The organism is Dactylosporangium maewongense (assembly GCF_039531485.1).
Classification (GTDB): domain Bacteria; phylum Actinomycetota; class Actinomycetes; order Mycobacteriales; family Micromonosporaceae; genus Dactylosporangium; species Dactylosporangium maewongense.
The window spans coordinates 415,431-438,524 of record NZ_BAAAQD010000005.1; the positions used below are offsets into that span (position 1 = coordinate 415,431).

General features: G+C 73.2%; 18 protein-coding genes. 11 read left to right on the forward strand and 7 right to left on the reverse strand.

The genetic code is table 11. The features are described from left to right. Positions 1 to 16: 16 nt before the first annotated feature. A complete protein-coding gene (locus ABD332_RS16220) occupies positions 17 to 682 on the reverse strand; it encodes a response regulator transcription factor (protein WP_344502732.1) in 666 nt (221 codons plus the stop codon). A gap of 34 nt (positions 683 to 716) precedes the next feature. Between ABD332_RS16220 and ABD332_RS16225 the strand changes: the two genes are divergently transcribed. Beyond that, the gene (locus ABD332_RS16225) at positions 717 to 2,225 is read left to right on the forward strand and encodes a PAS domain S-box protein (protein WP_344502733.1); all 1,509 of its coding nucleotides are present in this window, start codon (positions 717 to 719) and stop codon (positions 2,223 to 2,225) included. Between the two features lie 153 nt (positions 2,226 to 2,378). On the opposite strand, the gene ABD332_RS16230 is transcribed toward ABD332_RS16225, so the two are convergent. Next, complete coding sequence (locus ABD332_RS16230) at positions 2,379 to 4,088, reverse strand: DUF6311 domain-containing protein (RefSeq protein ID WP_344502734.1); 1,710 nt, start codon at positions 4,086 to 4,088, stop codon at positions 2,379 to 2,381. 151 nt (positions 4,089 to 4,239) lie between these two features. Here ABD332_RS16230 and ABD332_RS16235 point away from each other — a divergent pair, with 151 nt between their 5' ends. Together ABD332_RS16235 and ABD332_RS16240 are read left to right on the forward strand one after the other, a co-directional pair. Beyond that, positions 4,240 to 4,725: a hypothetical protein gene (locus ABD332_RS16235; RefSeq protein ID WP_344502735.1), complete on the forward strand. Its 486-nt coding sequence runs from the start codon at positions 4,240 to 4,242 to the stop codon at positions 4,723 to 4,725. Then, entirely contained in the window at positions 4,722 to 9,347 is a 4,626-nt protein-coding gene (locus ABD332_RS16240; RefSeq protein ID WP_344502736.1) for a WD40 domain-containing protein, read from the forward strand. The genes ABD332_RS16235 and ABD332_RS16240 overlap by 4 nt, the downstream gene beginning before the upstream one ends. Before the next feature lie 34 nt (positions 9,348 to 9,381). Here the strand turns inward: ABD332_RS16240 and ABD332_RS16245 are convergent, their stop codons facing one another. Continuing rightward, the gene (locus tag ABD332_RS16245; RefSeq protein ID WP_344502737.1) at positions 9,382 to 9,714 is read right to left on the reverse strand and encodes a DUF952 domain-containing protein; all 333 of its coding nucleotides are present in this window, start codon (positions 9,712 to 9,714) and stop codon (positions 9,382 to 9,384) included. Between the two features lie 96 nt (positions 9,715 to 9,810). On the opposite strand from ABD332_RS16245, the gene ABD332_RS16250 reads away from it, so the two are divergent. After that, entirely contained in the window at positions 9,811 to 10,146 is a 336-nt protein-coding gene (locus ABD332_RS16250) for a hypothetical protein (RefSeq protein WP_344502738.1), read from the forward strand. Here ABD332_RS16250 and ABD332_RS16255 read toward each other — a convergent pair. From ABD332_RS16255 to ABD332_RS16265, 3 genes are all read right to left on the reverse strand, one after another. Then, complete coding sequence (locus ABD332_RS16255) at positions 10,133 to 11,899, reverse strand: thiamine pyrophosphate-dependent enzyme (protein ID WP_344502739.1); 1,767 nt, start codon at positions 11,897 to 11,899, stop codon at positions 10,133 to 10,135. The genes ABD332_RS16250 and ABD332_RS16255 overlap by 14 nt on opposite strands. Next, positions 11,877 to 12,686 carry an SDR family NAD(P)-dependent oxidoreductase gene (locus ABD332_RS16260; RefSeq protein ID WP_344502740.1) on the reverse strand — a complete coding sequence of 270 codons (810 nt, stop codon included), beginning with the start codon at positions 12,684 to 12,686 and terminating at the stop codon, positions 11,877 to 11,879. The genes ABD332_RS16255 and ABD332_RS16260 overlap by 23 nt, the downstream gene beginning before the upstream one ends. Before the next feature lie 121 nt (positions 12,687 to 12,807). Then, positions 12,808 to 13,713, reverse strand: coding sequence for an FKBP-type peptidyl-prolyl cis-trans isomerase (locus ABD332_RS16265; protein WP_344502741.1), 906 nt, complete (start codon positions 13,711 to 13,713; stop codon positions 12,808 to 12,810). A gap of 268 nt (positions 13,714 to 13,981) precedes the next feature. Between ABD332_RS16265 and aceB the strand changes: the two genes are divergently transcribed. The 5 genes from aceB to ABD332_RS16290 all read left to right on the forward strand — a co-directional run bounded on the left by aceB (position 13,982) and on the right by ABD332_RS16290 (position 19,775). After that, on the forward strand, positions 13,982 to 15,538 hold the full coding sequence (aceB, locus tag ABD332_RS16270; protein ID WP_344502742.1) for a malate synthase A: 1,557 nt from the start codon (positions 13,982 to 13,984) through the stop codon (positions 15,536 to 15,538). Further along, positions 15,535 to 16,992 carry an FAD-linked oxidase C-terminal domain-containing protein gene (locus ABD332_RS16275; RefSeq protein ID WP_344502744.1) on the forward strand — a complete coding sequence of 486 codons (1,458 nt, stop codon included), beginning with the start codon at positions 15,535 to 15,537 and terminating at the stop codon, positions 16,990 to 16,992. Before aceB ends, ABD332_RS16275 begins: the two co-directional genes overlap by 4 nt. A gap of 3 nt (positions 16,993 to 16,995) precedes the next feature. After that, positions 16,996 to 18,195 (forward strand): FAD-binding oxidoreductase, encoded by a 1,200-nt coding sequence (locus tag ABD332_RS16280; protein WP_344502745.1) that lies wholly within the window; start codon positions 16,996 to 16,998, stop codon positions 18,193 to 18,195. Further along, positions 18,195 to 19,463 (forward strand): (Fe-S)-binding protein, encoded by a 1,269-nt coding sequence (locus ABD332_RS16285; protein WP_344502746.1) that lies wholly within the window; start codon positions 18,195 to 18,197, stop codon positions 19,461 to 19,463. Before ABD332_RS16280 ends, ABD332_RS16285 begins: the two co-directional genes overlap by 1 nt. A gap of 138 nt (positions 19,464 to 19,601) precedes the next feature. Further along, a complete protein-coding gene (locus ABD332_RS16290; protein WP_344502747.1) occupies positions 19,602 to 19,775 on the forward strand; it encodes a hypothetical protein in 174 nt (57 codons plus the stop codon). Positions 19,776 to 19,784: 9 nt separating this feature from the next. Here the strand turns inward: ABD332_RS16290 and ABD332_RS16295 are convergent, their stop codons facing one another. Next, positions 19,785 to 20,399, reverse strand: coding sequence for a hypothetical protein (locus ABD332_RS16295; RefSeq protein ID WP_344502748.1), 615 nt, complete (start codon positions 20,397 to 20,399; stop codon positions 19,785 to 19,787). Positions 20,400 to 20,490: 91 nt separating this feature from the next. Here ABD332_RS16295 and ABD332_RS16300 point away from each other — a divergent pair, with 91 nt between their 5' ends. Both ABD332_RS16300 and ABD332_RS16305 read left to right on the forward strand, forming a co-directional pair. After that, positions 20,491 to 22,230, forward strand: a complete 1,740-nt coding sequence (locus tag ABD332_RS16300) for an ABC transporter ATP-binding protein (protein WP_344502749.1) — start codon at positions 20,491 to 20,493, stop codon at positions 22,228 to 22,230. Between the two features lie 90 nt (positions 22,231 to 22,320). Continuing rightward, the gene (locus ABD332_RS16305; RefSeq protein WP_344502750.1) at positions 22,321 to 22,965 is read left to right on the forward strand and encodes a GntR family transcriptional regulator; all 645 of its coding nucleotides are present in this window, start codon (positions 22,321 to 22,323) and stop codon (positions 22,963 to 22,965) included. Positions 22,966 to 23,094: the final 129 nt, after the last annotated feature.

Sequence of the window (23,094 nt, forward strand, 5' to 3'; positions counted from 1 at the left end):
CACCACAAGGCACGTCTCAGTCGCGATCGGCCAGGTAGAGCAGCACGGCGCCGACCCGGCGGTGGGTCTCACCCTCCTCGACGAGGCCGAGCTTGGCGAAGATCGAGTTGATGTGGCGCTCGACGGCGCGGACCGTGACGAACAGGCGCTCCGCGATCGTGGAGTTGTTGGCGCCCGTGGCCATCTCCGCCAGCACCTGCCGCTCCCGGGCGGTCAGGTGGCGCAGCGCGCTGCCGGCCGGGCGGGCGCGGGCGGTGAGCATCGTCTCCACGATCCGCGGGTCGATGACGGAGCCGCCGCCGGCGACCGCCCGGACCGCGTCGGCGAGCTGGCCGGGCTGCGCCAGGCGCTCCTTCAGCAGGTACGCCCGGCCGGCCACCCCGTCCTGCAGCAGCGCGGTCGAGTGCGCGGGGTCGTCGTACTGGCTGAGCACCACCACGCCGATCGCCGGGTGGCTGCCCCGCAGCGCGATCGCGGCCCGGACGCCCTCGTCGGTGTTGGTCGGCGGCATGCAGATGTCGGTGACCACGACATCGGGCGCCAACCGCTCCACAGTGGACAAAAGCTCCCCGTGGTCGGCGGCGAGTCCAATCACCGACAGGTCGGCCTGGTCACTGAGCAGTGCCTTGACACCCTCCCTGACCAGGAGACTGTCATCCGCCACCACGACCCGGATACTCATGGGTCCGTAACCTACCGCCTGCCCCGGAGGACCCGTGAGCGTCGACTTCGCCCTCCTGCTCCGCCTGGAGCACGCCGTCGCCGACATCCTCGCCACCCCGGAGCCGGCCGGGCGGCCCGTCCTCGACGCGATCGGCCGGGCCCTCGGCTGGTCGGCGGGCGCGATGTGGCAGGTGACCCCCGGCGGGCTGCGGTGCGTGGCGACGTGGTCGACGTCGGACCGGTTCGCGGCGTTCGAGACCGCGACCCGCGACCTCGTGCTCGCCCGCGGCGAAGGGCTCCCGGGCGCGGTGTGGCAGCGCGGCGAGCCGGCGTGGGTGCGCGAGTTCGGGCGGCAGGCGGCGTTCCCTCGGGCGGCCGCCGCCGGTGAGGCCGGCCTGTCCGCCGCGTTCTGCTTCCCGTTGCGGAGCGCGGAAGGGGTCGAGGGGATCGTCGAGTTCTTCACCAGCACGCTCGCCGAGCCGCCGCCGGACCTGGTGTCGACGGCGAAGAGCCTGGGCCGCCGCATCGGTGACGCGCTGCACCGGGCGCGGGCGGCGGACGCGGTACGCCGCAGCGAGGCCCGTCTCCGCGCGGTGCTCGACGCCGCGCTGGACTGCGTCGTCATCGCCGACGCCGACGGGATGGTCCTCGAGTTCAACCCCGCCGCGTGCCGGACCTTCGGCTACCGCCGCGACGAGGCCGTCGGGCGCGAGCTGGCCGAGCTGATCGTGCCGCCCGCGCTGCGCGAGGCGCACCGGCAGGGGCTGCGCCGGCTCCTCGCCTCGGGCGAGCCGCGCCTGCTCGACCAGCGCGTCGAGACGACCGGCCGGCGCGCCGACGGCACCGAGTTCCCGGTCGAGCTGACCATCACGCGGGTCGCGGTCGCCGGTCCGGCCGTCTTCAGCGGGTACCTCCGCGACCTCAGCGACAGGCACAGGGTGGCCGAGGAGCTCAAGGCGTCCCGCCGCCGGGTGCTCGAGGCGGCGGTCGGCGAGCGGCAGCGCCTCGAACGGGACCTGCACGACGGCGCGCAGCAGCGCCTCGTCGGTCTCGGCATGACCCTCGCCAGGGCCCGCACCGCCCTGCCCGACCAGCCGGCGCGGGCCGCGGCGATCCTCGACGACGCCATCGCCGCCCTGGAGGAGTCCGCGATCGAGCTGCGCGACCTCGCCAGGGGCATCCATCCGGCGAGCCTCACCCGGTACGGGCTGGGTGCCGCCCTCGCCGACATGGCCCGGCGCAGCCCGGTCGAGCTGCGCCTCGGCGAGCTGCCGGCCGGCCGGTTCCCGCCGGCGGTCGAGGCGACCGCGTACTTCGTGGTGAGCGAGGCGGTCACGAACGTCGCCCGGTACGCGGGGACCGGCACCGCCCGGGTCGATGTCGCCGTGTCCGGCGCGGAGCTGGTCGTGACCGTCACCGACGGCGGGCGCGGCGGCGCCGACGCCGGGCTCGGCTCGGGGCTGCGCGGGCTCGCGGACCGGATCGCGCTGCTGGACGGCACCCTGACCGTCGACAGCCCGGCCGGCGCGGGGACCACGGTGCGGGCGAGCATCCCCCTGTGATGTGGTGCCAGCATCCATCCGGCACTGGTGCCGGCGCACTGCTGCCCCGCCCCGGCGGGCGCGAGGATTCCCTTCAGTCGGACGACTTTCGAGGGGACACCACCATGACGTACGCCATCCGCTGGGCCGGCCCTTCCCGCGCACGCTGCCGGGTCAGGGGTTCCTGACGTCCCACAGCCACAGCCCGCCGGTCAGCCGCCCCGGCCCGAGCAGCGCGTCGAGGGTGCCGCGCTCCGCCGCCGCGGCGGGACCGTCGGGGGCCAGGACGATCGACGTGCGCCAGTAGGCGAGGTCGAGCCTGGCCTGCTCCCGGTCGAGGTCGGTGACGGCGGTGACCTGGTGGGTGCCGGTGGCGGCGTTGATCAGCCGGTCGGTCGGCCGGGCCGGCGCGCCGACGGTCGCGTGCCGGCCCTGCACGCCGCCGGCCGGGCCGAGGAAGTAACCGTGCGACATCCGCAGCTCGGTGCCGGTCGCGGTCGCCCAGCTCATCGCCGTCCAGTGCTCGAACGTGGCGAGCGGCACGATCAGTACCGACTCCTGCGGCCCGACGAAGGAGCGCCACTCCCCCGACGCGATGAACGCCGGGACCGGCGGCCGGTCGAACACCTTGATCGGCACCGGCGCCGCCGGCACCAGCACCGCCGCGACCAGACCCGCCTTGAGCAGCCGCATTCCCGCCGGCGCGGGCAGCCGGTCGAGGCCGATCGCCACCAGCGGCGCGACCGCCCAGGTGGCCGCCTCGCCGAGCCGCGTCGGGAGCAGGGTGTCGAAGAGCGGCAGGTGCCGCAGCAGGGCATAGGGGCCCGGGACGCCGATCTCGCGCTGGTACAGCGTGAGCTCGTTGCCCAGCGACAGCACCGCGAACAGGGCGCCGGTGCCGGCGAGCGACCGCACGAGCGGCTCCCGCCACCGCCACGCCACGACGGCGGCGACCGCGATGACGAGCGGCCAGCCGAAGTAGCCGTGCTGCTCGGCGGAGAACCCGGGCTCCGGCTGGAACTCGCTGAACCGCACGGCGACCGAGTTGCGCGAGAACGACGTGAACCCCAGCAGGTCCGTGTGGAACGCCGTCATCTGCTTCTCGCCGCCGCGGTAGGCGCCCGTGCCCGAGAACTGCCACCACAGCGGGAACGCGAGCACGACCGCCGTCGCGAGGAGCGTGACCCCGAGCCCGGCGAGGACGCTCAACGCCCGCACCTCGCGGGGCCGCTGCACCAGCCACAGCAGCCCGAACACCCCGATGGCGAGCGCCGTGATGAACAGCGTCTCCTCGTTGATGAAGACCTGCCACACCACCAGCGCGGCCAGGATCAGCCCGCCCCGCACCGGCGCGTCGCGCAGCTTCACGACCCGCCACACGATGACCGGCACCAGGAACTGTGCCGTGAGGTTCGGGTGGAACGTGGCGTGGTTGGCGACGCTCGGCGCGAACGCGGCCACGAGCCCGCCCACCCAGGCGGCGACCCTGTTGTCCACGACGTGCCGGGACAGCAGCCAGAACCAGGCGGCCGCGGTTGCGGTGAGGGTCAGCACCACCAGCAGGTCGAACGTGATCCCCGGCCCGACCAGCATCGTCACCGGCGCCAGCGGCAGCCCCAGCCCGAACATCGTCGTGTTCGCCATGCCGTTGACGCCCACCGGCGCGTTCAGCCGGTCGAGGAGGAACGGGTTCTCCAGGTGCCGCACGCACCGCGCCGCCCACGCCAGGTAGTACTCGGCGAGGATCCGGTCCCCCGGCGTGTACGGCAGCCGCTGCCCGGGATGCGCCAGCAGCCGCCCGCAGAGCACGATCGCACCGGCGAGATACCCGGCCACCGCCACCGCGTCGCCCGCCCACCGGCTCCGGGATTGCCCCTCGTCCATGCCGAGACCCTAGCTGCCGCCGCATCGGCGACCCGTACGCGGGTGACTCCGGCAGTCGCCTACCCGACGCCGCAGCGAGCGACCGGTCACGCTCCGCTGTGTTAGCGTCGTCGCCATCCCGGGTCGATCCGGGCTATCCGGGGTGGTCCTGATGCGGTCGGTGCGGATCGTCTTGAGCTGGTGCCATCGGGACCAGCGACTCAAGGAAGCGCTGCTGCGTGACCTGCTGCCGGCGCTCGGGCTCTTCCGGGACCTGGAGGTCCAGTGGTGGCAGGACAGCCACCTGACCTGCGGCGAGGAGTTCGGCCCGGCCATCGTCGGCCGGTTCGGTGAGGCCGACTTCGGGCTGCTGCTGCTGACCAGCGCCTACTTCACCCGGCCGTTCATCCGGCAGCACGAGCTCCCCCGGTTCGCCGGGCCCACCGCCGACAAGGGCTCGCTGCCGGTGGCGCTGGGCCCGCTGCCGTCGTTCGGCCCGCACCGTGACCTCGGCGGGATCGAGCAGCAGCTGATCTTCGGGCAGGAGCAGGGCAGCTATGCCGAGCTGTCCGGCGTCAAGCGGACGATCTTCGCCAACAGGCTGGCCGACTCGATCCGCGCCCGGGTCCTCGACCTGAACGGGTTCGTGACGCTGTGACCCCGCTCCCTCCGGCGGAGGCCGTCGCCCGCGTGGAGGCGCTGCGCGCCGCCGGTGCGGTGACCGAGCTGCAGGCGGCCCGGCTGAACGTGATCGTGCGGCTCCTCGACGCGGGCGGACGGTTCCTGCTGCGCTCCGCGCTGGACGAGGCGGAGTTCCCCGCCGACCAGGCGCGGGGCCAGGACGCCTTCCAGGACTTCCGGGGACGGGTCAACCGCGCGGCCGAGACGGCCGGCGTCGACCTGCAGCTGGAGCTGGAGCCCCGCAAGAGTCCGCCGGAGCGCCGCCACGGCTGGTTCGCCGGTGGTGACCTGACGGACGCGGGCATCGTCGCGTTCACGGGCAGGGCGGCCGACGACACCGGCATCGCGCACCCGATCGCGCCCGAGGTCACCGAGCTGGGGGACTCGCGACGCACCAGGGTGTATGTCAGCGTCGCCGCCGCCGACGCCGGCTCCCGGCCGACGCGCCAGCTGGTCGGGCTGCTCCGCCAGCACCTCCAGCTCGACGGCGAACGGCAGTGGGAGGTCGCCGACCCCGACTCGATCGGCCTCGGCGAGAACCTGCAGGACAGCCGCGATCGGCTCTGCGCGCAGGCGGACGTCCGCGTGGTGCTGCTCAGCCCGTCGTACCTGACCGACGAGGCGAACTCGGCCGAGCGGCACCGCGTCCTGGACCGGCCCGGCCGCCGGGTCGTCTTCGCGCTGACCGCCCTGCCCGACGCGACGCCCACGCTCGGGCCGTTGCCGCGACGCGGGGTGCGCCGCCGCGAGCAGCCGTGGGCCGTGCTGCGCGGGGAGCAGCAGCGCAAGCAGTACATCGACGCGCTCGTCGACGCGCTGCACGCCGAGGTCCGGGCGCAGCCGGCGCCGGCGCTCGACGCCACGGCGGAGCTCGCGGAGCACACCAAGCGGCTCACGGACCGCCGCGGCGGCAACGACAGCACCGTGCTGGTGGACGCCGAGGTCAGCGAGACCACGTTCCGGGAGTCCCACCTCGAGGCGCCGGACAGGGGCCCGGCGCTGGCGGCGGTCAACCGGCTGCTGGAGTGGGCCATGGCGCAGGACGGCCCGCGGCTGTGCGCGCTGCTGGGCGACGTCGGCCTGGGCAAGACCACGACGGCGAAGCTCTTCGCGCGGGCGCTGCTCGACCAGCGCTCGAAAGGGGCGCCGCTGCCGCTGCTGTTCGACCTCCGCGATGTCCGCGCCGGCGACCTGAGCCGGGCGATCACGCTCGACACGATCCTCGACAGCATGCTGGAGGCCAGCCGGCCCGCGGCGGTGCCCCGGGAGCGGCTCTCCGCCGACACCGTGCGCCGCCGGCTCACGCAGGGCGACGCCGTCGTGATCTTCGACGGTCTCGACGAGGCGCTGGTCCACCTCGAGCCGCACGACCAGCGGCTCTTCATCCGCCAGCTGTGGCGCGCCGTCGAGGGCACGACCAGCACCCGCATGCTGGTGACCTGCCGGACGCAGTACTTCCGCACGATCCGCGACGAGGTCAACTTCTTCACCGGCGACGACCGGCAGGGCCCGCAGGGCAAGGACTACCTGGCGCTGCTGATGCTCCCCTTCGGCGAGCGGCAGATCCGCGACTACCTCGCGGGCAACCTCGACGCCGAGCCGGACAAGGTCGAGGCGTTCCTGACCCTCATCGGCAGCGTCCACGACCTCACCGACCTGGCCCGCCGCCCGATGACGCTGAAGCTCATCTCCGACCAGGTCGAGTTCATCGAGACCGCGAAGCTCAAGGGCCGGGCGGTGCGCGCCGTCGATCTCTACGGCGAGGTGGTCGAGCGGTGGCTGGCCCGCGACAGCGGCAAGCACACCCTGCTGCCCGACCACAAGCACCTGCTCATGGAGGCGATCGCCGCGGAGATCTGGCGCTCGGGCCGCAACTCCTGGACCGCCGGCGACGTAGACGACTGGCTGCTGGACCTTCTCGACCAGCGCCCGGACCTCCGCCGCCACTACCGCGACAACGTCCCCGACCTGTGGAAGACCGACTTCCGCACCGCCACGTTCCTCAGCCGCGACGGCGACGAGTTCACCTTCGGCCACCGCTCGCTGTTCGAGTACTTCCTCGCCCGCCACCTCTTCCGGGCGCTGCGCGAAGTCCCCGCCACCGGCCCCGACCCGGTGGCCATGCCGGTGCCCGGCCCGGAAACCCTCGACTTCCTCGGCCAGTGCCTGGCGGCCGCCACCCCGCCCGCCCGCGCGGCGGCCCTCACCGGCCTCGCGGCGATCCGGGACCAGTACACGCCGGAGGCGTCGGAGCTCGCCTTCGCGTACGCACTGCGCGCCGCCGAGCACGGACACCCGCACCAACCCCTGACCCGGGTCCAGCTCCCCGGCGCGAACCTCGCCGAGTGGACCATCGGCAACCCCGGCATGAGCGGACACGCGCTGAGCCTGGCCGGCGCCGACCTCCGCGGCGCCGACCTCCGCCGCGCCCGCATCCACCACACCGACCTCACCGGCGCGGACCTCACCGACGCCCGCCTCGACTCGGCCGAGCTGCACGACAGCAGCTTGAGTCAGGCCGATCTCGACGGTGTACTGATCGCCTCCGCACTCCTGCGCCACTGCGACATCGGCGACGTCGACTTCACGCGAACCATCCGCCACCGCACGCAACTCCTGTGGTGCACCCCCTCCCCCCAGCCGGCCGAAGGCCTGCTCGTCGCTCCCCTGCCGGGCGAGGAACACGCTCGAATCACGCCCTGGGTCACGAGCATGCACACCGGCACGGTGAACGCGGTGGCGTGGTCGCCGGACGGCACCCGCCTGGCCACCGGCGGCAACGACGGTGTGCGGGTCTGGAACGCGACGACCGGCGAGGAACACCTCCAGCTCACCGGGCACACCGATTGGGTCCGGTCGGTGGCGTGGACTGCGGACGGCACCCGGCTGGCCACCGGCGGCGACAACGGTGTGCGGGTCTGGAACGCGACGACCGGCCAGGAACACCTCCAGCTCGCCGAGCACACCGGCCCGGTGAACGCGGTGGCATGGTCACCAGACAGCACCCTCCTCGCCACCGGCGGCGACAACGGTGTCCGAGTCTGGAACGCGACGACCGGCCAGGAACACCTCCAGCTCGCCGAGCACACCGGCCCGGTGAACGCAGTGGCATGGTCACCAGACAGCACCCTCCTCGCCACCGGCGGCGGCACCAACGGTGTGCGGGTCTGGATCACCATGACCGGCGCCGAACACCTCCAACTCGCCGGACACACCGGCTGGATCCGGTCGGTGGCCTGGTCACCGGACGGCACCCGCCTGACCACCGGCGGCACCGACGGTGTCCGGTTCTGGGACACGGTGACCGGCACCGAACACCTCCAACTCGCCAGACACACCGACTCGGTGGACGTCGTGGCGTGGTCTTCAGACGGCACCCGCCTGGCCATCGCGAGGAAGTACAGCGTGCGGGTCTGGAACACCGTGACCGGCGAACATCTCCAACTCGCCAGACACACCGACTCGGTGAACGCGGTGGCATGGTCTCCAGATGGCACCCGCCTGGCCACCGGCAGCGGCAGTGACGTGCTGATCTGCGACGCGGTAACCGGCGCCGAACACCTCCAGCTCGCCGAACACACCGACTCGGTGGACGTCGTGGCGTGGTCTGCGGACGGCACCCGCCTGGCCACCGGCGGCGGCAGCGGTGTGCAGGTCTGGAACACAGTGACCGGCGCCGAACACCTCCAGCTCGCCGGACACACCGGCTGGATCCGGTCGGTGGCCTGGTCACCGGACGGCACCCTCCTGGCCATCGGCGGCGGCACCAACGGTGTGCGGGTCTGGAACACCATGACCGGCGCCGAACACCTCCAGCTCGCCGGACACACCGGCTGGATCCGGTCGGTGGCCTGGTCACCGGACGGCACCCTCCTGGCCACCGGCAACGACAACGGAATGCAGGTCTGGAACACAGTGACCGGCGCCGAACACCTCCAGCTCGCCGGGCACACCGGCTGGATCCGGTCGGTGGCCTGGTCACCGGACGGCACCCTCCTGGCCACCGGCGGCGACAACGGTGTGCGGGTCTGGAACACCATGACCGGCGCCGAACACCTCCAACTCGCCGGACACACCAGCTCAGTGAACGCGGTGGCGTGGTCGCCGGACGGCACCCACCTCATCACCGGCAGCGGCCGCAACGTGCTGATCTTTGACGCGGTGACCGGTGCCGAACACCTCCGCCTCGCCGGTCACACCAGCTCAGTGAACGCGGTGGCGTGGTCGCCGGACGGCACCCGCCTGGCCACCGGTGGCAACGACGGCGTGCGGGTCTGGAACGCGGTGACCGGCGAAGCGCAGCTGCACATCTCCGGGCACACCGACTGGGTCCGGTCGGTGGCCTGGTCACCGGACGGTGCTCACCTGGCCAGCGGCGCCGATGACACCACCGTTCGGATCTGGGATGCGACGACCGGTCAGGCCGACCGGTTCGTCGTCCACGGATTCGACGGCAGCGAGATGGCGGTCTTCGACGCGGTGTCCGGGGATCTCGTCGGCGCGAGCTCCGGGGCGTGGCGGTGGATCTTCTGGGGGCCCGACGGGCTGCCGGCCGAGACGTTCGGGGCGCTTCCGCCGCTCCCCACGTCGCACAGCTGAGCTACGCGGGGTCGCGGTTTGCGGCGGGCGGCGGTCAGGCGGGGATGACGTCGTCGACGGAGGCGGCGCCGGCGATGCGGTGGACGGCGGCGACGGCGGCGCGGGGAAGGGGGGCGTAGACGTGCGGGAACAGGCCGCCGTTGGCGGAGGTCTCCCAGCGCAGCCACATGCCCATGGTCTGCGCGTCGATGGCGACGACGACGAGGTCGGGCACGTCGGCGAAGTAGCGCTGGGCCGTGCCGGCCACCTGGTCGCGGGACGAGCAGTGGATGTAGCCGTCGCGCAGGTCCAGGGGCGAGCCGTCGAAACGGCCGTTCGCCTCGAACGCCGCCCACTCGGCGGGCAGCAGGATCTTATAGATCAGCACGGGCACACAATGCCACGGGTGAGAGGTTCCTTCACCTGTCCCAGGTGAACGTGTGTGAGCGACGAGTCACCCGTTTGCGACCTAGCGTCCGCGATTATGAGAACTCGGACATGGGTGTGCGTCGCCGGCGCCGCCATCGCGGTGGGCTCGTTGAGCGCCGCGCAGGCTCGAAGACCTGACCCGCCGATGGTTCACACGGCGCAGATGACCGGGCAGCAGACCGCCGAGCAGCCGGATTCCATGGTGTACCTGCTGACCGGCACCGGCCTGGTCGCGATCGGCGGCGTGGTGCTCGTCGGCGGTGTCTCCGGGCTCGGCGGCCTCGACATCCCGGGCGGTATCACGATGACCGTCGGCCGGACCAGGCTGTGGGCGAGGTCGGTGCGGGTCCGCGGAAGGCACCGGATCCGCCGGAGGATCACAGGCGGGTGATCCGGTCCTTCAGCAGCGTGGTGGCGATCGCGGCCTTGCGCGGCTGGCCGCGGACGAACGCCTCCGCGAACTTCGCCGCCTGCTGGTAGGTGACGCTGGCCGGCATCGGGGGCTCGTCGGCGTCGACCGCGACGTCGACGAGCGCCGGCCCGTCGAAGGCGAACGCCTCGCCGAGGACGTTCTCCAGGGCGATCGGGTCCGTGACGCGGGCCGCGTACGCGCCGCAGCCGCGCGCCCAGCCGACGTAGTCGGCCAGCGGGTCGTCGCCGTACCGGACGCCGAACTCGGGGAAGCCGTTGACCATCTGCTCCCAGACGATCATGCCGAGGGCGCTGTTGTCGTTGATGACGACCTTGATCGGCAGCTTGTAGCGGGCCGCGGTGTGGAACTCGGCCATGAGCATCGCGAAGCCGCCGTCGCCGACGAACGCGATGACCTGCCGGTTCGGGTACTCGTGCTGCAACGCGATCGCGTACGGCAGGCCCGGCGCCATCGACGCGAGGGTGCCGGAGAGGTAGAACTCGCGGCCGCCGGTGGCCTGCCAGTGCCGGGCCGCCCACGTGGTGACGGTGCCGGAGTCGCAGGCGAGGATCGCGTCGGGCGCGGCGACCCGGTCGAGCGTGCTGGCCAGGAACTGCGGCGCGATGGGGTCCCGGTCCGCCCGCTCGGTGGCGGCCATGCGCTCCCGCCAGTCGCGCATCTTCTCCTGGTACCGCAGCAGCCAACGCCTGTCGGTGCGCCGCCGCAGCCGGGGCAGCAGGGCCTCGCAGGTGGCCGCGGCGTCGCCGACGAGCGGCACGTCGGTGGGGATGCGGGTGCCGACCCGCGCGGGCTCGACGTCGATCTGCACGACGTGCGCCTGGCCTGGCGCCGGGAGGAACTTCGTGTACGGGAAGTTCGTGCCCACCATCAGCAGCGCGTCGCACTCCTGCATCAGGTCCTCGCTGGGCGCGGTGCCGAGCAGGCCGAGCCCGCCGAGCGCGAAGGGCGAGTCGTCGGGCACGACCATCTTGCCCAGCAGCGACTTCACGATCGGCGCGCCGAGCACGTCGGCGACCAGCTCGACGAGGGGTCCGGCGCCGCGGGCGCCGATGCCGGCCAGGATCGCCGGCTTCGAGGCGTTGTTGAGCAGGTCCGCGGCGGCCTGGAGGTCGTCGTCGGCGGGGCGCACCGGCGGCGCGACCAGCACGGGCGCGGTCGCCGGCGCGCGGGTCGGCCCGACGGTCTCGAACGGGTTGTCGCCGGCGGTCGCGACCTGCACGTCGTTCGGGACCGTGAGATGCGCGACGCCGCGCCGGGCGAGGGCGGTGCGGACGGCGATGTCGACCAGCGACGGCACCTGCGCCGGGTTGCCGATCGTCTCGTTGTACTCCGCCACGTCCTCGAAGAGCCGGTCGAGGTGGACCTCCTGCTGGTACGCGGTGCCGATCACGCTGGACTCCTGCATCCCGGTGATCGCCAGGACGGGGGCGTGGTCGAGCTTCGCGTCGTAGAGGCCGTTGGCGAGGTGGATGCCGCCGGGCCCGGAGGTGGCGAGGCAGACGCCGAGCCGGCCGGTGGCCTTGGCGTGCGCGACCGCCATGAACGCGGCGGCCTCCTCGTGGTGCACGAGCACGAACCTGACCCGGTCGGCGTTGCGCCGCAGGCCCTCCATGATCCCGTTGACGCCGTCGCCGGGCAGGCCGAACACCGTGTCGACCCCCCAGTCGGCCAGCCTGGCGATCAGTGCCTCACCGACAGTCGCTCTGCTCATGCGTTTGTGCTTTGCCGGTGGCGGCGGAACCAAACATCGCCCTGAGCCGGCGGCGCACCTCGGGGTCGTAGGCGTCGGGGTGCGCGCGGGCGGGCCGGTCGCCGTCGAAGAACCCGCCGGTGCCCCGCTCGTGCAGGATCAGCCGCAGGGTCGCCTCGCCGCCCTCCTGGACCGTCGACCTGGGCGCGGCACCGTAATCGTGGACCATCTGGGTGTCCATGAACGTCGCCGGGTGCAGGCAGTTGACGGACACCTCGCCGCCGGCCAGGCGTCCCTCCAGTTCGCCGGCAAGGTCGTCGGCAAGGTCCAGGCTCCACGCCGCCAGCGCGAGTTTCGACCTCCGGTAGGCGGTGACGCCGTCGTACGAGCGGCGCAGCTCCACGTCGTCGAAGTCGATCGGCGCCTGGCCGATGGATCCGACGTTGACGACCTTGGCGGGCGCGTTGGCGGTGAGCGTGGGCAGCAGCGCCGTGGTGAGGCGGACGGGGGCGAGGAAGTTGACGGCCCAGCGCAGCTCGTGCCCGTCGGCGCTCTCCTCGCGGGCGCCGCCGGGCGGGCCGAACCCGACGCCGGCGTTGTTGACCAGGATCGTCAGGTCGTCGCGGCCGGCGACCGCCGCGGCGAGCCGGTCCACCTCGGCCAGGCTCGCGAGGTCGGCGACGAGGCCTTCGGCGGTGCCGCCGGCCGCGCGGACCTCCGCCACACCGCGCGCGACCTTGTCCGGGTCGCGGCCGTGCAGCAGGACGGTCAGGCCGGCCGCGCCGAGCCGCGGCGCGGCGCGAGCCACCGCCCGAGGCCCGAGGTGGCGCCGGTGAGCAGGACAGCTGTCATCTTCCGACCGTATACACGGCGAGGCCCCACCGGCCTGCTGCCGGTGGGGCCTCGCTTGCGTCGTGCGGGGCCGGTGCTCAGCCGCCGAAGCCCGCGGGCAGGCCGCCGCTGTCGTCCGCGTCCTTCGCGTCGAGGATGTCGACGATGAAGCGGAGCGTGCCCTTGGGGTAGCCCTCGGGGGCGTCGTCGCCGTAGGCCTTGCTGCCGGGGATGTCGAGCTGGACGCGGCTGCCGACCTTCAGGCCGACGAGGCCCTCGTCCCAGCCCTCGATGACCTGGGGCTGCTTGCGGAGCTGCTTCTGCCCGACCGGGATCTCGATCGTCTTCTTCCGCGGCCAGGACGCGTCGAAGACCTTGCCGTCCTTCATGGTCGCGCCGACGTAGTTGACCGTGACGGTCTGGCCGGCCTTGACCGCCTTGCAGTCGCCCTTGATGAGGACCTTGGTCTTGAGGGACGTGATCTCTTCGGTGCTGGCGGTGATCTTCGGCTCGGTCGCCAGGCCCTTGTCCATGCCGCCGAGCAGCGGCGGGAACGCGTTGGCGTCGCCGACCGGCTTGCACTTGATCCGGTTCTTCTCGGCCCGGTCGCCGAAGTACCAGACGCCGGCGAACGCGCCGCCGACGACCAGCAGGACGATCATCGTGCCGGCAATCGCCTGCCCGGCACGACGGCGGCGGGCGACCTTCGCGGCGGCGATGCGCGCGGCGGCGCGCTTCTCCGCCTTCGTCGCCGGCGCGACGGTCTTCGCGTTCTTCGCCTTAGCCGACTTGTCGGACTTATCCGATTTGTCGGGCTCGTCGTCGTCTGCGGTCGCGTCCGGGTCGTCGCCGTCCGCGGCGGCGTCCGGGTCGCCGGCTGCGGCGTCCGAGGCGTCGGCCGGGTCACCGTCCTCGTCGGCGGTGTCGTCGCCGGCACCGTCGGCCGCCTCGGCGTCCGCGTCCGGGTCGTCCTTCTTGCCCAACGACACGGTCTCCTCGGCCACGCCCTCGGCCTCGGTCGGCTCAGTGTTCGTCGTGTCGCTTTCCGCGTCCGCGGTGGGCTCGACCTCGGTGTCCGGTGCCGCCTGTGGCGGAGTGGCCTTGGTCGACCTCGCAGTGCGGCGGCTTCTGCCCCGATCGCTCACAGTTGGAAGACTCCCCTGCTGGACGGACCCGATAATCCGGCGGACCTGAGTTTTGTTCGCCAGAGCTTCCCATATCACACGCGCCGCGACACGCCCCGGGTGGCAGCGCAGCCGATAGGGTCATGTCATGGGCACTGTTCAGGGCGTCGAGATTACCGGACCGCTCGACGACCGATTCGCCGAGATCCTGACCGAGGAAGCTCAGAGTTTCCTGGCAGATCTGCACAGGACGTTCGACGCCCGGCGGCTGGAGCTGCTCCAGGCCCGCAAGGAGCGCGAGGCGGAGCTCGCCGCCGGAGGGACGCTCGGCTTCCTGCCCGAGACGCGCGAGATCCGGGAGGGCGACTGGCAGGTGGCCGAGCCGGCGCCGGGCCTGGTCGACCGGCGGGTCGAGATCACCGGGCCGACGGACGCGAAGATGACCATCAACGCGCTCAACTCGGGCGCGAAGGTGTGGCTCGCCGACCACGAGGACGCCAACACGCCGCTGTGGGCCAACGTCATCGGCGGCCAGCTGAACCTGCGCGACGCGAATGCCGGCACCCTCTCGTACACCTCCGGCGAAAAACACTATGAGCTCACCGGCGGACCGCGCCCCACCGTCGTGGTCCGCCCGCGCGGGTGGCACCTGCCGGAGAAGCACATCCTGGTCGACGGCGCGCCGACGTCCGGTTCGCTGACCGACTTCGGGCTCTACTTCTTCCACAACCACCTCGTCACCCGGCCGTACTTCTACCTGCCGAAGATGGAGTCGCATCTGGAGGCCAGGTTGTGGAACGAGGTGTTCGCGTTCGCGGAGGAGCGGTTCGGCCGCCCCACCGGCACGATCCGGGCCACCGTGCTGATCGAGACGTTCCCCGCCGCGTTCGAGATGGACGAGATCCTGTACGAGCTGCGCGAGCACTCGGCGGGCCTCAACGCCGGCCGGTGGGACTTCATGTTCAGCGTCATCAAGAAGTTCCGGACGCGCGGCAAGGACTTCCTGCTGCCGGACCGCAACACGGTGACGATGACGGTGCCGTTCATGCGGGCCTACACGGAGCTGCTCGTGCGGACGTGCCACCGGCGGGGCGCGCACGCGATCGGCGGCATGGCGGCGTTCATCCCGAGCCGGCGCGACCCCGAGATCAACAAGGTGGCGTTCGAGAAAGTTACCGCCGACAAGACCCGCGAGGCCGGCGACGGGTTCGACGGATCCTGGGTCGCGCACCCCGACCTCGTCGAGACGTGCCGGACCGTGTTCGACGGCGTGCTCGGCGACCGGCCCAACCAGCTCGACCGGCTCCGCGAGGACGTGACCGTGACCGCGGAGGACCTCCTCGCCGTCGGTGACACGCCCGGGCAGCAGACCGAGGCGGGGCTGCGCAACGCGGTGAGCGTCGGCGTGCAGTACCTCGACGCATGGCTCAAGGGCAGCGGCGCCGTCGCGATCAACAACATGATGGAGGACGCGGCGACCGCGGAGATCTCCCGGTCGCAGGTCTGGCAGTGGCTGCACAACGGTGTCACCCTGGCCGATACGGGTGCGCCCGTGACGCGCGAGCTGGTCGAGCGGATCGCCGACGAGGAGCTGGCCGCGCTCGGCCGGGACCTGCGGGAGGCGCGGGCGCTGTTCATGGAGGTGGCTGTGGCGGACGAGTTCATCGACTTCCTGACCTTGCCGGCGTACGACCGCATGCCATGACCATTGAAGGGCTGGTGGCGCGGTTGCGGGAATTCCTGCTGCCGGAGCAGGTGCTCACCGACCGCCAGCAGCTGCGCACGTACGAGTGCGACGGGCTGACCCACTACCGGGTGGTGCCCGCGGTCGTCGTGCTGCCGCGGACGGCCCAGGAGTGCGCCGACACGGTCCGGGCGTGCGTGGCCGCCGGGGTGCCGTTCGTCGCCCGCGGCTCCGGGACCGGCCTGTCCGGCGGGGCGCTGCCGCACGCCGACGGCGCGCTCATCGTCACCTCGCAGCTGCGCGCGATCCGCGAGGTCGCCCCGCAGGACGAGCGGGCGGTGGTCGAGCCCGGCGTGATCAACCTGCAGGTCAGCCGCGCCGCGTCCCCGCACGGCTACTACTACGCGCCCGACCCGTCCAGCCAGCAGATATGCTCGATCGGCGGCAACGTCGCGGAGAACTCCGGCGGCGCGCACTGCCTCAAGTACGGCTTCACCACCAACCACGTCACCGGCGTCGAGATCGTCACCCCCGACGGGGACCTGGTCCGGCTCGGCGGGCGGGCACCCGACGCACCCGGCTACGACCTGCTCGGCGCGTTCGTCGGCTCCGAAGGCACCCTCGGCATCGCCACCGAGGTCACCGTGCGCCTCGTCCGGCTCCCGGAGACGGTCCGGACCCTCCTCGCCGCCTTCCCCGGCACCGACCAGGCCGGCGCCGCCACGTCGGCGATCATCGCGGCCGGGGTCGTGCCGGCGGCGATCGAGATGATGGACGCCCTGGCGATCGAGGCCGCGGAGGCGGCCGTGCACTGCGGCTACCCGGGCGGCGCCGGCGCGGTGCTCATCGTCGAGCTGGACGGGCCGCGGGCCGAGGTCGACGCCCAGTTCGCCGCGGTCGAGGCGTTCTGCCGGGAGCACGGCGCGTTCGAGATCCGCATCGCCGCCGACGACGCCGAGCGGGCCCTGTTCTGGAAGGGCCGCAAGTCGGCGTTCGCCGCCGTCGGCCGGATCAGCCCCGACTACATCGTCCAGGACGGCGTCATCCCCCGCACCGCGCTGCCGCAGGTGCTGACCCGCATCGGCGAGCTGGCCCGCGACCACGGCGTCCGGGTCGCCAACGTCTTCCACGCCGGCGACGGCAACCTGCACCCGCTCGTCCTCTTCGACGAGACCGTCCCGGGGCAGGCGGAGCGGGCCGAGGCGGTGTCGGGCGCCATCCTCGACATCTGCGTCGAGCACGGCGGGTCGATCACCGGCGAGCACGGCGTCGGCGTCGACAAGGCCAAGCACCTGCCCAGCATGTACAGCGCCGACGACCTCGACACGATGCAGCTGGTGCGGTGCGCGTTCGACCCGCACGGGCTGTCGAACCCGGGCAAGATCTTCCCGACGCCCCGCCTGTGCGGCGAGGTACCGGGACGGCGCAAGGGCACCCATCCGCAGCATCAGCCAGGCATCGCGGAGGTCTTCTAGGTCATGATCGCTGGAGCTTCACCCGTCCCGGCGGCGCGGATCGCGGGCGTGCCGGCCGCCGCCGTCGCCTCGCCCGCGTCGACCGCTGAGGTCGCCGACGTGGTCCGCGGCGCCGCCGGCGACGACCTCGCGCTCGTCGTGCGCGGCGGCGGCACCAGGCAGGACTGGGCGCTGCCGCCGCAGCGGCTCGACCTGATCCTGGAGACGTCCAACCTGTGCGGGCTCGTCGAGCACGCCGCCGGCGATCTCGTCGCCGTCGTCCGCGCCGGCACGCCGCTGCGGCAGGTCCAGGAGGCACTGCGCCCCGCCGGGCAGCAGCTCGCGCTGGACGAGCCGCTGCCGGGCGCCACCGTCGGCGGCACCGTCGCGGTCAACGCGTCCGGCCCGCGGCGCATGCTGTACGGCACCGTCCGGGACCTGCTCATCGGCGTCACCGTCGTCCGCGCCGACGGGGTCGTGGCGAAGGCCGGTGGCAAGGTCGTCAAGAACGTCGCCGGATACGACCTCGGCAAGCTGGTCGCGGGGTCGTACGGCACCCTCGGCGTCATCACCGAGTGCGTCTTCCGGCTGCACCCGCTGCCCGCCGCCCGCCGGTTCGTGTCGGTCCGCGTGGACGGCCCGGACGACGCCGCGCGGGTCCTCGCGGCGGTCCTCGGCGCCCAGGTCGTGCCGAGCGCCCTGGAGGTCGACACCGACCCGCTGACGGTGACGGCGCTCGTGGAAGGCGTGCCCGAGGGGGTCGCCCAGCGCGCGGCCGACCTGGAGAAGCTGCTCGGCGACGGCGCCGGCACGGCCGAGACCCCGCCGCCCGGCTGGGGCACCTACCCGTGGCGGCCGGGGGACATCGGCATCAAGCTCACGTCGGCGCTGTCGCGGGTGCCGTACCTGCTGACCGCCGTCGGCGTCACCGCGCAGCTGCACGACGTCAGGCTGCACGTGCGCGGCTCGGCCGGCACCGGCGTCCTCTACGCGGGCCTGCCCGGCGATACCGACCCGGGCTCCGTCGTCGGCGTCGTCAGCGACCTGCGCGCCGCCACCCGCGCCGGCGCCGGCCACTGCGTGGTGCTCACCTCCCCGCCGGCGGTCCGGTCCCGCGTCGACGTGTGGGGGCACGTCGACGGCCTCGACCTGATGCGCCGGGTGAAGGAGCAGTTCGACCCGCTCGGCATCCTCGCTCCCGGCCGGTTCGTGGGGGGCATCTGATGGTGCTCGAAGGACCTTTCGTCGACCCCGGGCTCGTCTCGGACTGCGTGCACTGCGGTTTCTGCCTGCCGACCTGCCCGACGTACGTGCTGTGGGGCGAGGAGATGGACTCCCCGCGCGGCCGCATCCAGCTGATGCGCCAGCGCCTCGAGGGCGAGCCGCTGACCCCGTCCGCCGCCGGCCACTTCGACGCGTGCCTCGGCTGCATGGCGTGCGTGACCGCGTGCCCGTCCGGCGTCCGGTACGACACCCTGATCGAGCAGACCCGAGTCGCGGTGGAGCGGGAGCATCCCCGGCCGTTGCCGGAACGGGCGCTGCGGGGCCTGGTGTTCGGCCTGTTCCCCCACCCGCGACGGCTGGCGCTCGTGAAGCGGCCGCTCGGGCTGTACCAGCGGCTCGGCTCCCCGCTGCTGTCCCGGCTGCCGGGCCGGCTGGCGGCCCTGGCCGCGCTCGCTCCGCCGGTCCGCCGATCCGTGCCCCTGCCCGCGCTGGTGCCGGCCCTGGGCCCGCGCCGCGCCGTGGTCGGGATGCTCACCGGCTGCGTGCAGCGCGAGTTCTTCCCGTCCGTGAACGCCGCGACCGCCCGCGTCCTGGCCGCCGAGGGCTGCGACGTGGTCATCCCGCCGTCGCAGGGCTGCTGCGGCGCCCTCAGCGTCCACAGCGGCCGCCACGCCGAGGCCGCGGACTTCGCCCGGGGCATCGTGGACACGTTCGCCTCGGCGGGCATCGACGCCCTGGTCGTGAACGCCGCCGGCTGCGGCTCGTCGCTGAAGTCCCTCGGCGAGCTGCTCGCCGACGACCCCGCGTACGCTCCCCGCGCGGCCGCGCTCGCCGCCCGCGTCACCGACTTCTCCGAGCTGCTCGCCGACCTCGGCCCGGCCGCCCCGCGCCACCCGCTCCCACTGACCGTCGCCTACCACGACGCCTGCCATCTCGCCCACGCCCAGGGCGTCCGCTCCCAGCCGCGGACCCTCCTGCGCGGCATCCCGGGCCTCGACCTGCGCGAGATCCCCGACGCCGAGATCTGCTGCGGCTCCGCCGGCGTCTACAACATCCTGAATCCCGCCCCGGCGGCCGACCTGGCCGCGCTGAAGGCCCGCAACGTCCTGTCCACCGGCGCCGACTGGCTCGTCACCGCCAACCCCGGCTGCCTCATGCAGATCACCGCCGGCCTCCGCACCACCGGCGCCACCATCCGCACCGCCCACACCGCCCAGGTCCTCGACGCCTCCATCCGCGGCGTCCGCCTCAACCCCGACCCCGCGTAACGGGACGGGCAGCGCGGCACGGCGGCGATCGCGGCCGCTGCGCTCGTTCATGCCGGTCGGCCCCGGACCATGGACCCGCCCGGCGTCGGGTAGGCGACGGGGCCGAGCCTGGTGGCTCGGCCCCGCGTGGATGCCGGTATGACGACGAACCTCGTGGACTGTCCCGAGTGCGGGCTCCCGGCCACCGTGCGCGGCGACGGGCCGGCGCGGAGCACCGGCGGGCCGGTCGAGCACATCCGGCTGCACTGCGTGCTCGGTCACCGCTTCTTCGGGCCGGTCACCACCCTGCGGCGCCCGCCCGGGGGCGCGTAGCGGGGCCGGTCAGTTCGGGCGCAGGGGGCGGCCCTGGCCGTCGACCGGGCGGCCGGTCAGCAGGATGATGCCGTCGACCACGAACCAGACCCACAGGCCGAAGACGATCAGGAACGGCAGCCAGAAGAGGAAGCCGCACCAGAACGACGTCCAGCCGACGACGACGCTCAGCACCAGCTGGGTCACGCCGAGGGCGGTGTTGCCCGCGTACAGCCGGCCGATGCCGCCGAGGATGAGGAACAGGCCCGGCAGGAGCTGGAGCAGGCCGGCGGCGAGCTTCGACTTGTCGGAGTACGGCTGGCCGGTCGCCGGGTCGTAGCCCGCGTTGGCCGCGCCGGGGACGCCGTAGCCGGGCTGGCCGTAGGCCGCCTGCTGACCGTACGCCGCCTGCTGCTGACCGTACGGGTCGTAGCCGCCGGACGTGGGGGCGCCGGAGACCGGCAGCTGGTAGGTCGGCGAGTACGGCGGGCTGGAGCCCGGCGGCGACGAGGACGGCGGGCCCGACATCGGCTGCTGTCCGGCCGGCAGCGCGTACGGGTCGGAGGGCTGCTGCCCGTACTGGGGCTGCTGGCCATACGGGTTGGGCTGATATGGGTCCTGCTGCCCGTAAGGTGGCTGCGTCATGGGAGCAGGTTACCGCCACCGGCCGAAGGGACATGACCCTGTGAGCATGGTGACGTTGAGCCGCCCCCGTGTCATGCGATCGGATTGACGCATGGACTTCGACGGCCGCAGGCCGCTGCGCACCACCGTCCGCCTGCTGGCCCACCGGAAGTGGCGCATCGCGCTGGCCACCGTCGCGTTCGCGGTGAAGGACAGCCCGATCTGGCTGCTGCCGCTGCTCACGGCGAACATCATCGACGTGGTCGTGGAGCACCGGCCGCTCGCGCAGCTGTGGCTCAACGCGGCCGTGCTCGCCGTGGTCCTGCTGCAGAACATCCCCGTCCACATGCTGTGGGTCCGGCAGATGAGCCTGATCGTGCGGGACCTCGGCACGGACCTGCGCTCGGCGCTCGCCGGGCGGTTGCAGCAGCTGTCGATCAGCTTCCACACGAAGGCGGGCGCGAGCCTGCTGCAGACGAAGGTCGTCCGCGACGTGGAGAACGTCGAGATGATGCTGCAGCAGGTGGCGGCGTCGGGGACGTCGGCGGTGCTGACCCTGGCCGGGGCGCTGAGCCTGACCGCGGTCCGGGTCCCGCAGTTCGTGCCGCTGTTCCTGCTGGTGGTGCCGGCGACCGCGGGGCTGGTCGCGATGGTGCGGCGGCGGTCCGGGGCCCGCAACGAGGAGTTCCGCCGCCGGGTCGAGGACCTCTCGGCCCGCGTCGACGAGATGGCGCACCTCATGCCGATCACGCGCGCGCACGCCCTGGAGACCGAGGCGCTGCACCGGGTCCGCGGGACCGTCGAGGAGGTGCGCGCGGCCGGCCGCCGGCTCGACCTGGTCAACGGCCGCTTCGGCGCGCTGTCGTGGGTGACGTACCAGCTGCTGGGCGCGGCCTGCCTGATCGCGGCGGGATGGGCGGCGTGGAGCGGGTTCGCGCCGGTCAGCGCCGGCGACGTGGTGCTGCTCAGCACGTACTTCGCGGTGCTGACGTCGTCGGTCATCGGGCTCTTCGGGCTGGCCCCGATCATCACCAAGGGGCTCGAGTCGATCCGGTCGATCGGCGAGGTGCTCGCCGCGCCCGACCTGGAGCGCAACGAGGGCAAGCAGGTCGTCACGACGGTCGCGGGCGCCGTGACGTTGCAGGGCGTCGGCTACCGGTACACCGACGGCGCGGACCCGGCGGTGAGCGGCGTCGACCTCGACGTGCGGCCGGGAGAGACGATCGCGTTCGTGGGCCCGTCCGGGTCCGGCAAGTCGACGATGCTCAACCTGCTGATCGGGTTCATCCGGCCGACCGAGGGCCGGATCCTGCTCGACGGCGTCGACATGGAGCGCATCGACCTGCGCAGCTACCGCCGCAGCGTCTCGGTCGTGCCGCAGGAGTCGGTGCTGTTCGACGGCACGATCCGCGACAACGTCACGTATGGGCTGCGCGGCATGACGGAGGAGACGGTGACGCGGGCGCTGCGGGACGCGAACGCCCTGGAGTTCGTGGAGCGGCTCCCCCACGGCTGGGACACCGTCGTCGGCGAGCGCGGCGCGCTGCTGTCCGGCGGCCAGCGGCAGCGGCTCGCGATCGCCCGGGCGCTGGTCCGGGACCCGCGGGTGCTCCTGCTGGACGAGGCGACCTCGGCGCTGGACAGCGAGTCCGAGGCGCTCGTGCAGGAGGCGCTGACCCGGCTCATGCGGGGGCGGACGACGTTCGTCGTCGCGCACCGGCTCGCCACGGTCCGCAACGCCGACCGGGTCGCGGTCCTGTCCGGCGGCCGGCTCGCCGAGCTCGGCACCCACGACGAGCTCCTCGCGGCCGGCGGCACGTACGCGAGGCTGCACCGCCTCCAGCATGTGTAGCCACGCGCGAGCATCGTGGACGGGCGCGTGGACAGCCGCCCGCGAGCGGCGCGTGTGAGCGTCCCTCCCGGGGTCTGCGACACTGGGCAGGTGAAACCCGGTGCGTCTGACGAGCTGGCCAGCGCGAGCCTGGTCGAGCTCGCCATGTCACGGCTGCGCCGGGAGATCCTCAGCGGCGCCACCGACCCCGGCGAGCGGCTCGTGGAGGAGCAGCTGACCCGCAGGTTCGGCATCAGCCGCGCCCCGCTGCGGGAGGCGCTGCGCCTGCTCGCGCAGCAGGGCCTCGTGGAGCACGTGCCGCGGCGCGGGGTTCGGGTCGCCACGCTCTCCGCCGACGACATCCAGGAGTTGTACGCGGTCCGCGACGTCCTCGAGCGGCACGCCGTCTCCGCCACCACATCCGACGCGGACCTCGCCGGTGTCGCCGCCGCGGTGAAGGCGCTGCAGGAGGCCGACGCCCGCGGCGACCAGTTCGACGTGGCGACCGCCCACCGGGAGTTCCACGTCGCGGTCGTCGCCCTCGCCGGCAACCGCCAGCTGACCCAGGTCTACGAGTCGATCCTGGTGAAGATCCAGCTGTACATGGCGCTGAACCTGCGCCGCGAGGCCGAGGTCGCCCGCCCGCACGACGGCGTCCACCGCCACGAGCGGCTCTTCGAGGCCGTGTCGGCCCGCGACTCGGCCGCCGTGCTCGCGGCGCTGGACGAGCACGGCGCCCGCTCGTACATCGGCTGACGACGCTGGACGCGAGGCGGTCGGCCCCGCAGGCGCCGGCGGCCGGTTGGGCGGCACCTCGGGCAGCGTCGCGGCGAACGCCTCGCGGGCGTGGTGCGGGAGCAGCCAGCCGCCGTCCATGCTGACCCG

Excerpts from the sequence above, each read along its gene's own strand:
- aceB (WP_344502742.1), top strand. The coding sequence starts at position 13,982 with ATGGGCACTGTTCAGGGCGTCGAGATTACCGGACCGCTCGACGACCGA.
- ABD332_RS16290 (WP_344502747.1), top strand. The coding sequence starts at position 19,602 with ATGACGACGAACCTCGTGGACTGTCCCGAGTGCGGGCTCCCGGCCACC.
- ABD332_RS16255 (WP_344502739.1), bottom strand. The coding sequence starts at position 11,899 with ATGAGCAGAGCGACTGTCGGTGAGGCACTGATCGCCAGGCTGGCCGAC.
- ABD332_RS16280 (WP_344502745.1), top strand. The coding sequence starts at position 16,996 with ATGATCGCTGGAGCTTCACCCGTCCCGGCGGCGCGGATCGCGGGCGTG.
- ABD332_RS16285 (WP_344502746.1), top strand. The coding sequence starts at position 18,195 with ATGGTGCTCGAAGGACCTTTCGTCGACCCCGGGCTCGTCTCGGACTGC.
- ABD332_RS16230 (WP_344502734.1), bottom strand. The coding sequence starts at position 4,088 with ATGGACGAGGGGCAATCCCGGAGCCGGTGGGCGGGCGACGCGGTGGCG.
- ABD332_RS16295 (WP_344502748.1), bottom strand. The coding sequence starts at position 20,399 with ATGACGCAGCCACCTTACGGGCAGCAGGACCCATATCAGCCCAACCCG.
- ABD332_RS16250 (WP_344502738.1), top strand. The coding sequence starts at position 9,811 with ATGAGAACTCGGACATGGGTGTGCGTCGCCGGCGCCGCCATCGCGGTG.
- ABD332_RS16300 (WP_344502749.1), top strand. The coding sequence starts at position 20,491 with ATGGACTTCGACGGCCGCAGGCCGCTGCGCACCACCGTCCGCCTGCTG.
- ABD332_RS16275 (WP_344502744.1), top strand. The coding sequence starts at position 15,535 with ATGACCATTGAAGGGCTGGTGGCGCGGTTGCGGGAATTCCTGCTGCCG.
- ABD332_RS16235 (WP_344502735.1), top strand. The coding sequence starts at position 4,240 with ATGCGGTCGGTGCGGATCGTCTTGAGCTGGTGCCATCGGGACCAGCGA.
- ABD332_RS16220 (WP_344502732.1), bottom strand. The coding sequence starts at position 682 with ATGAGTATCCGGGTCGTGGTGGCGGATGACAGTCTCCTGGTCAGGGAG.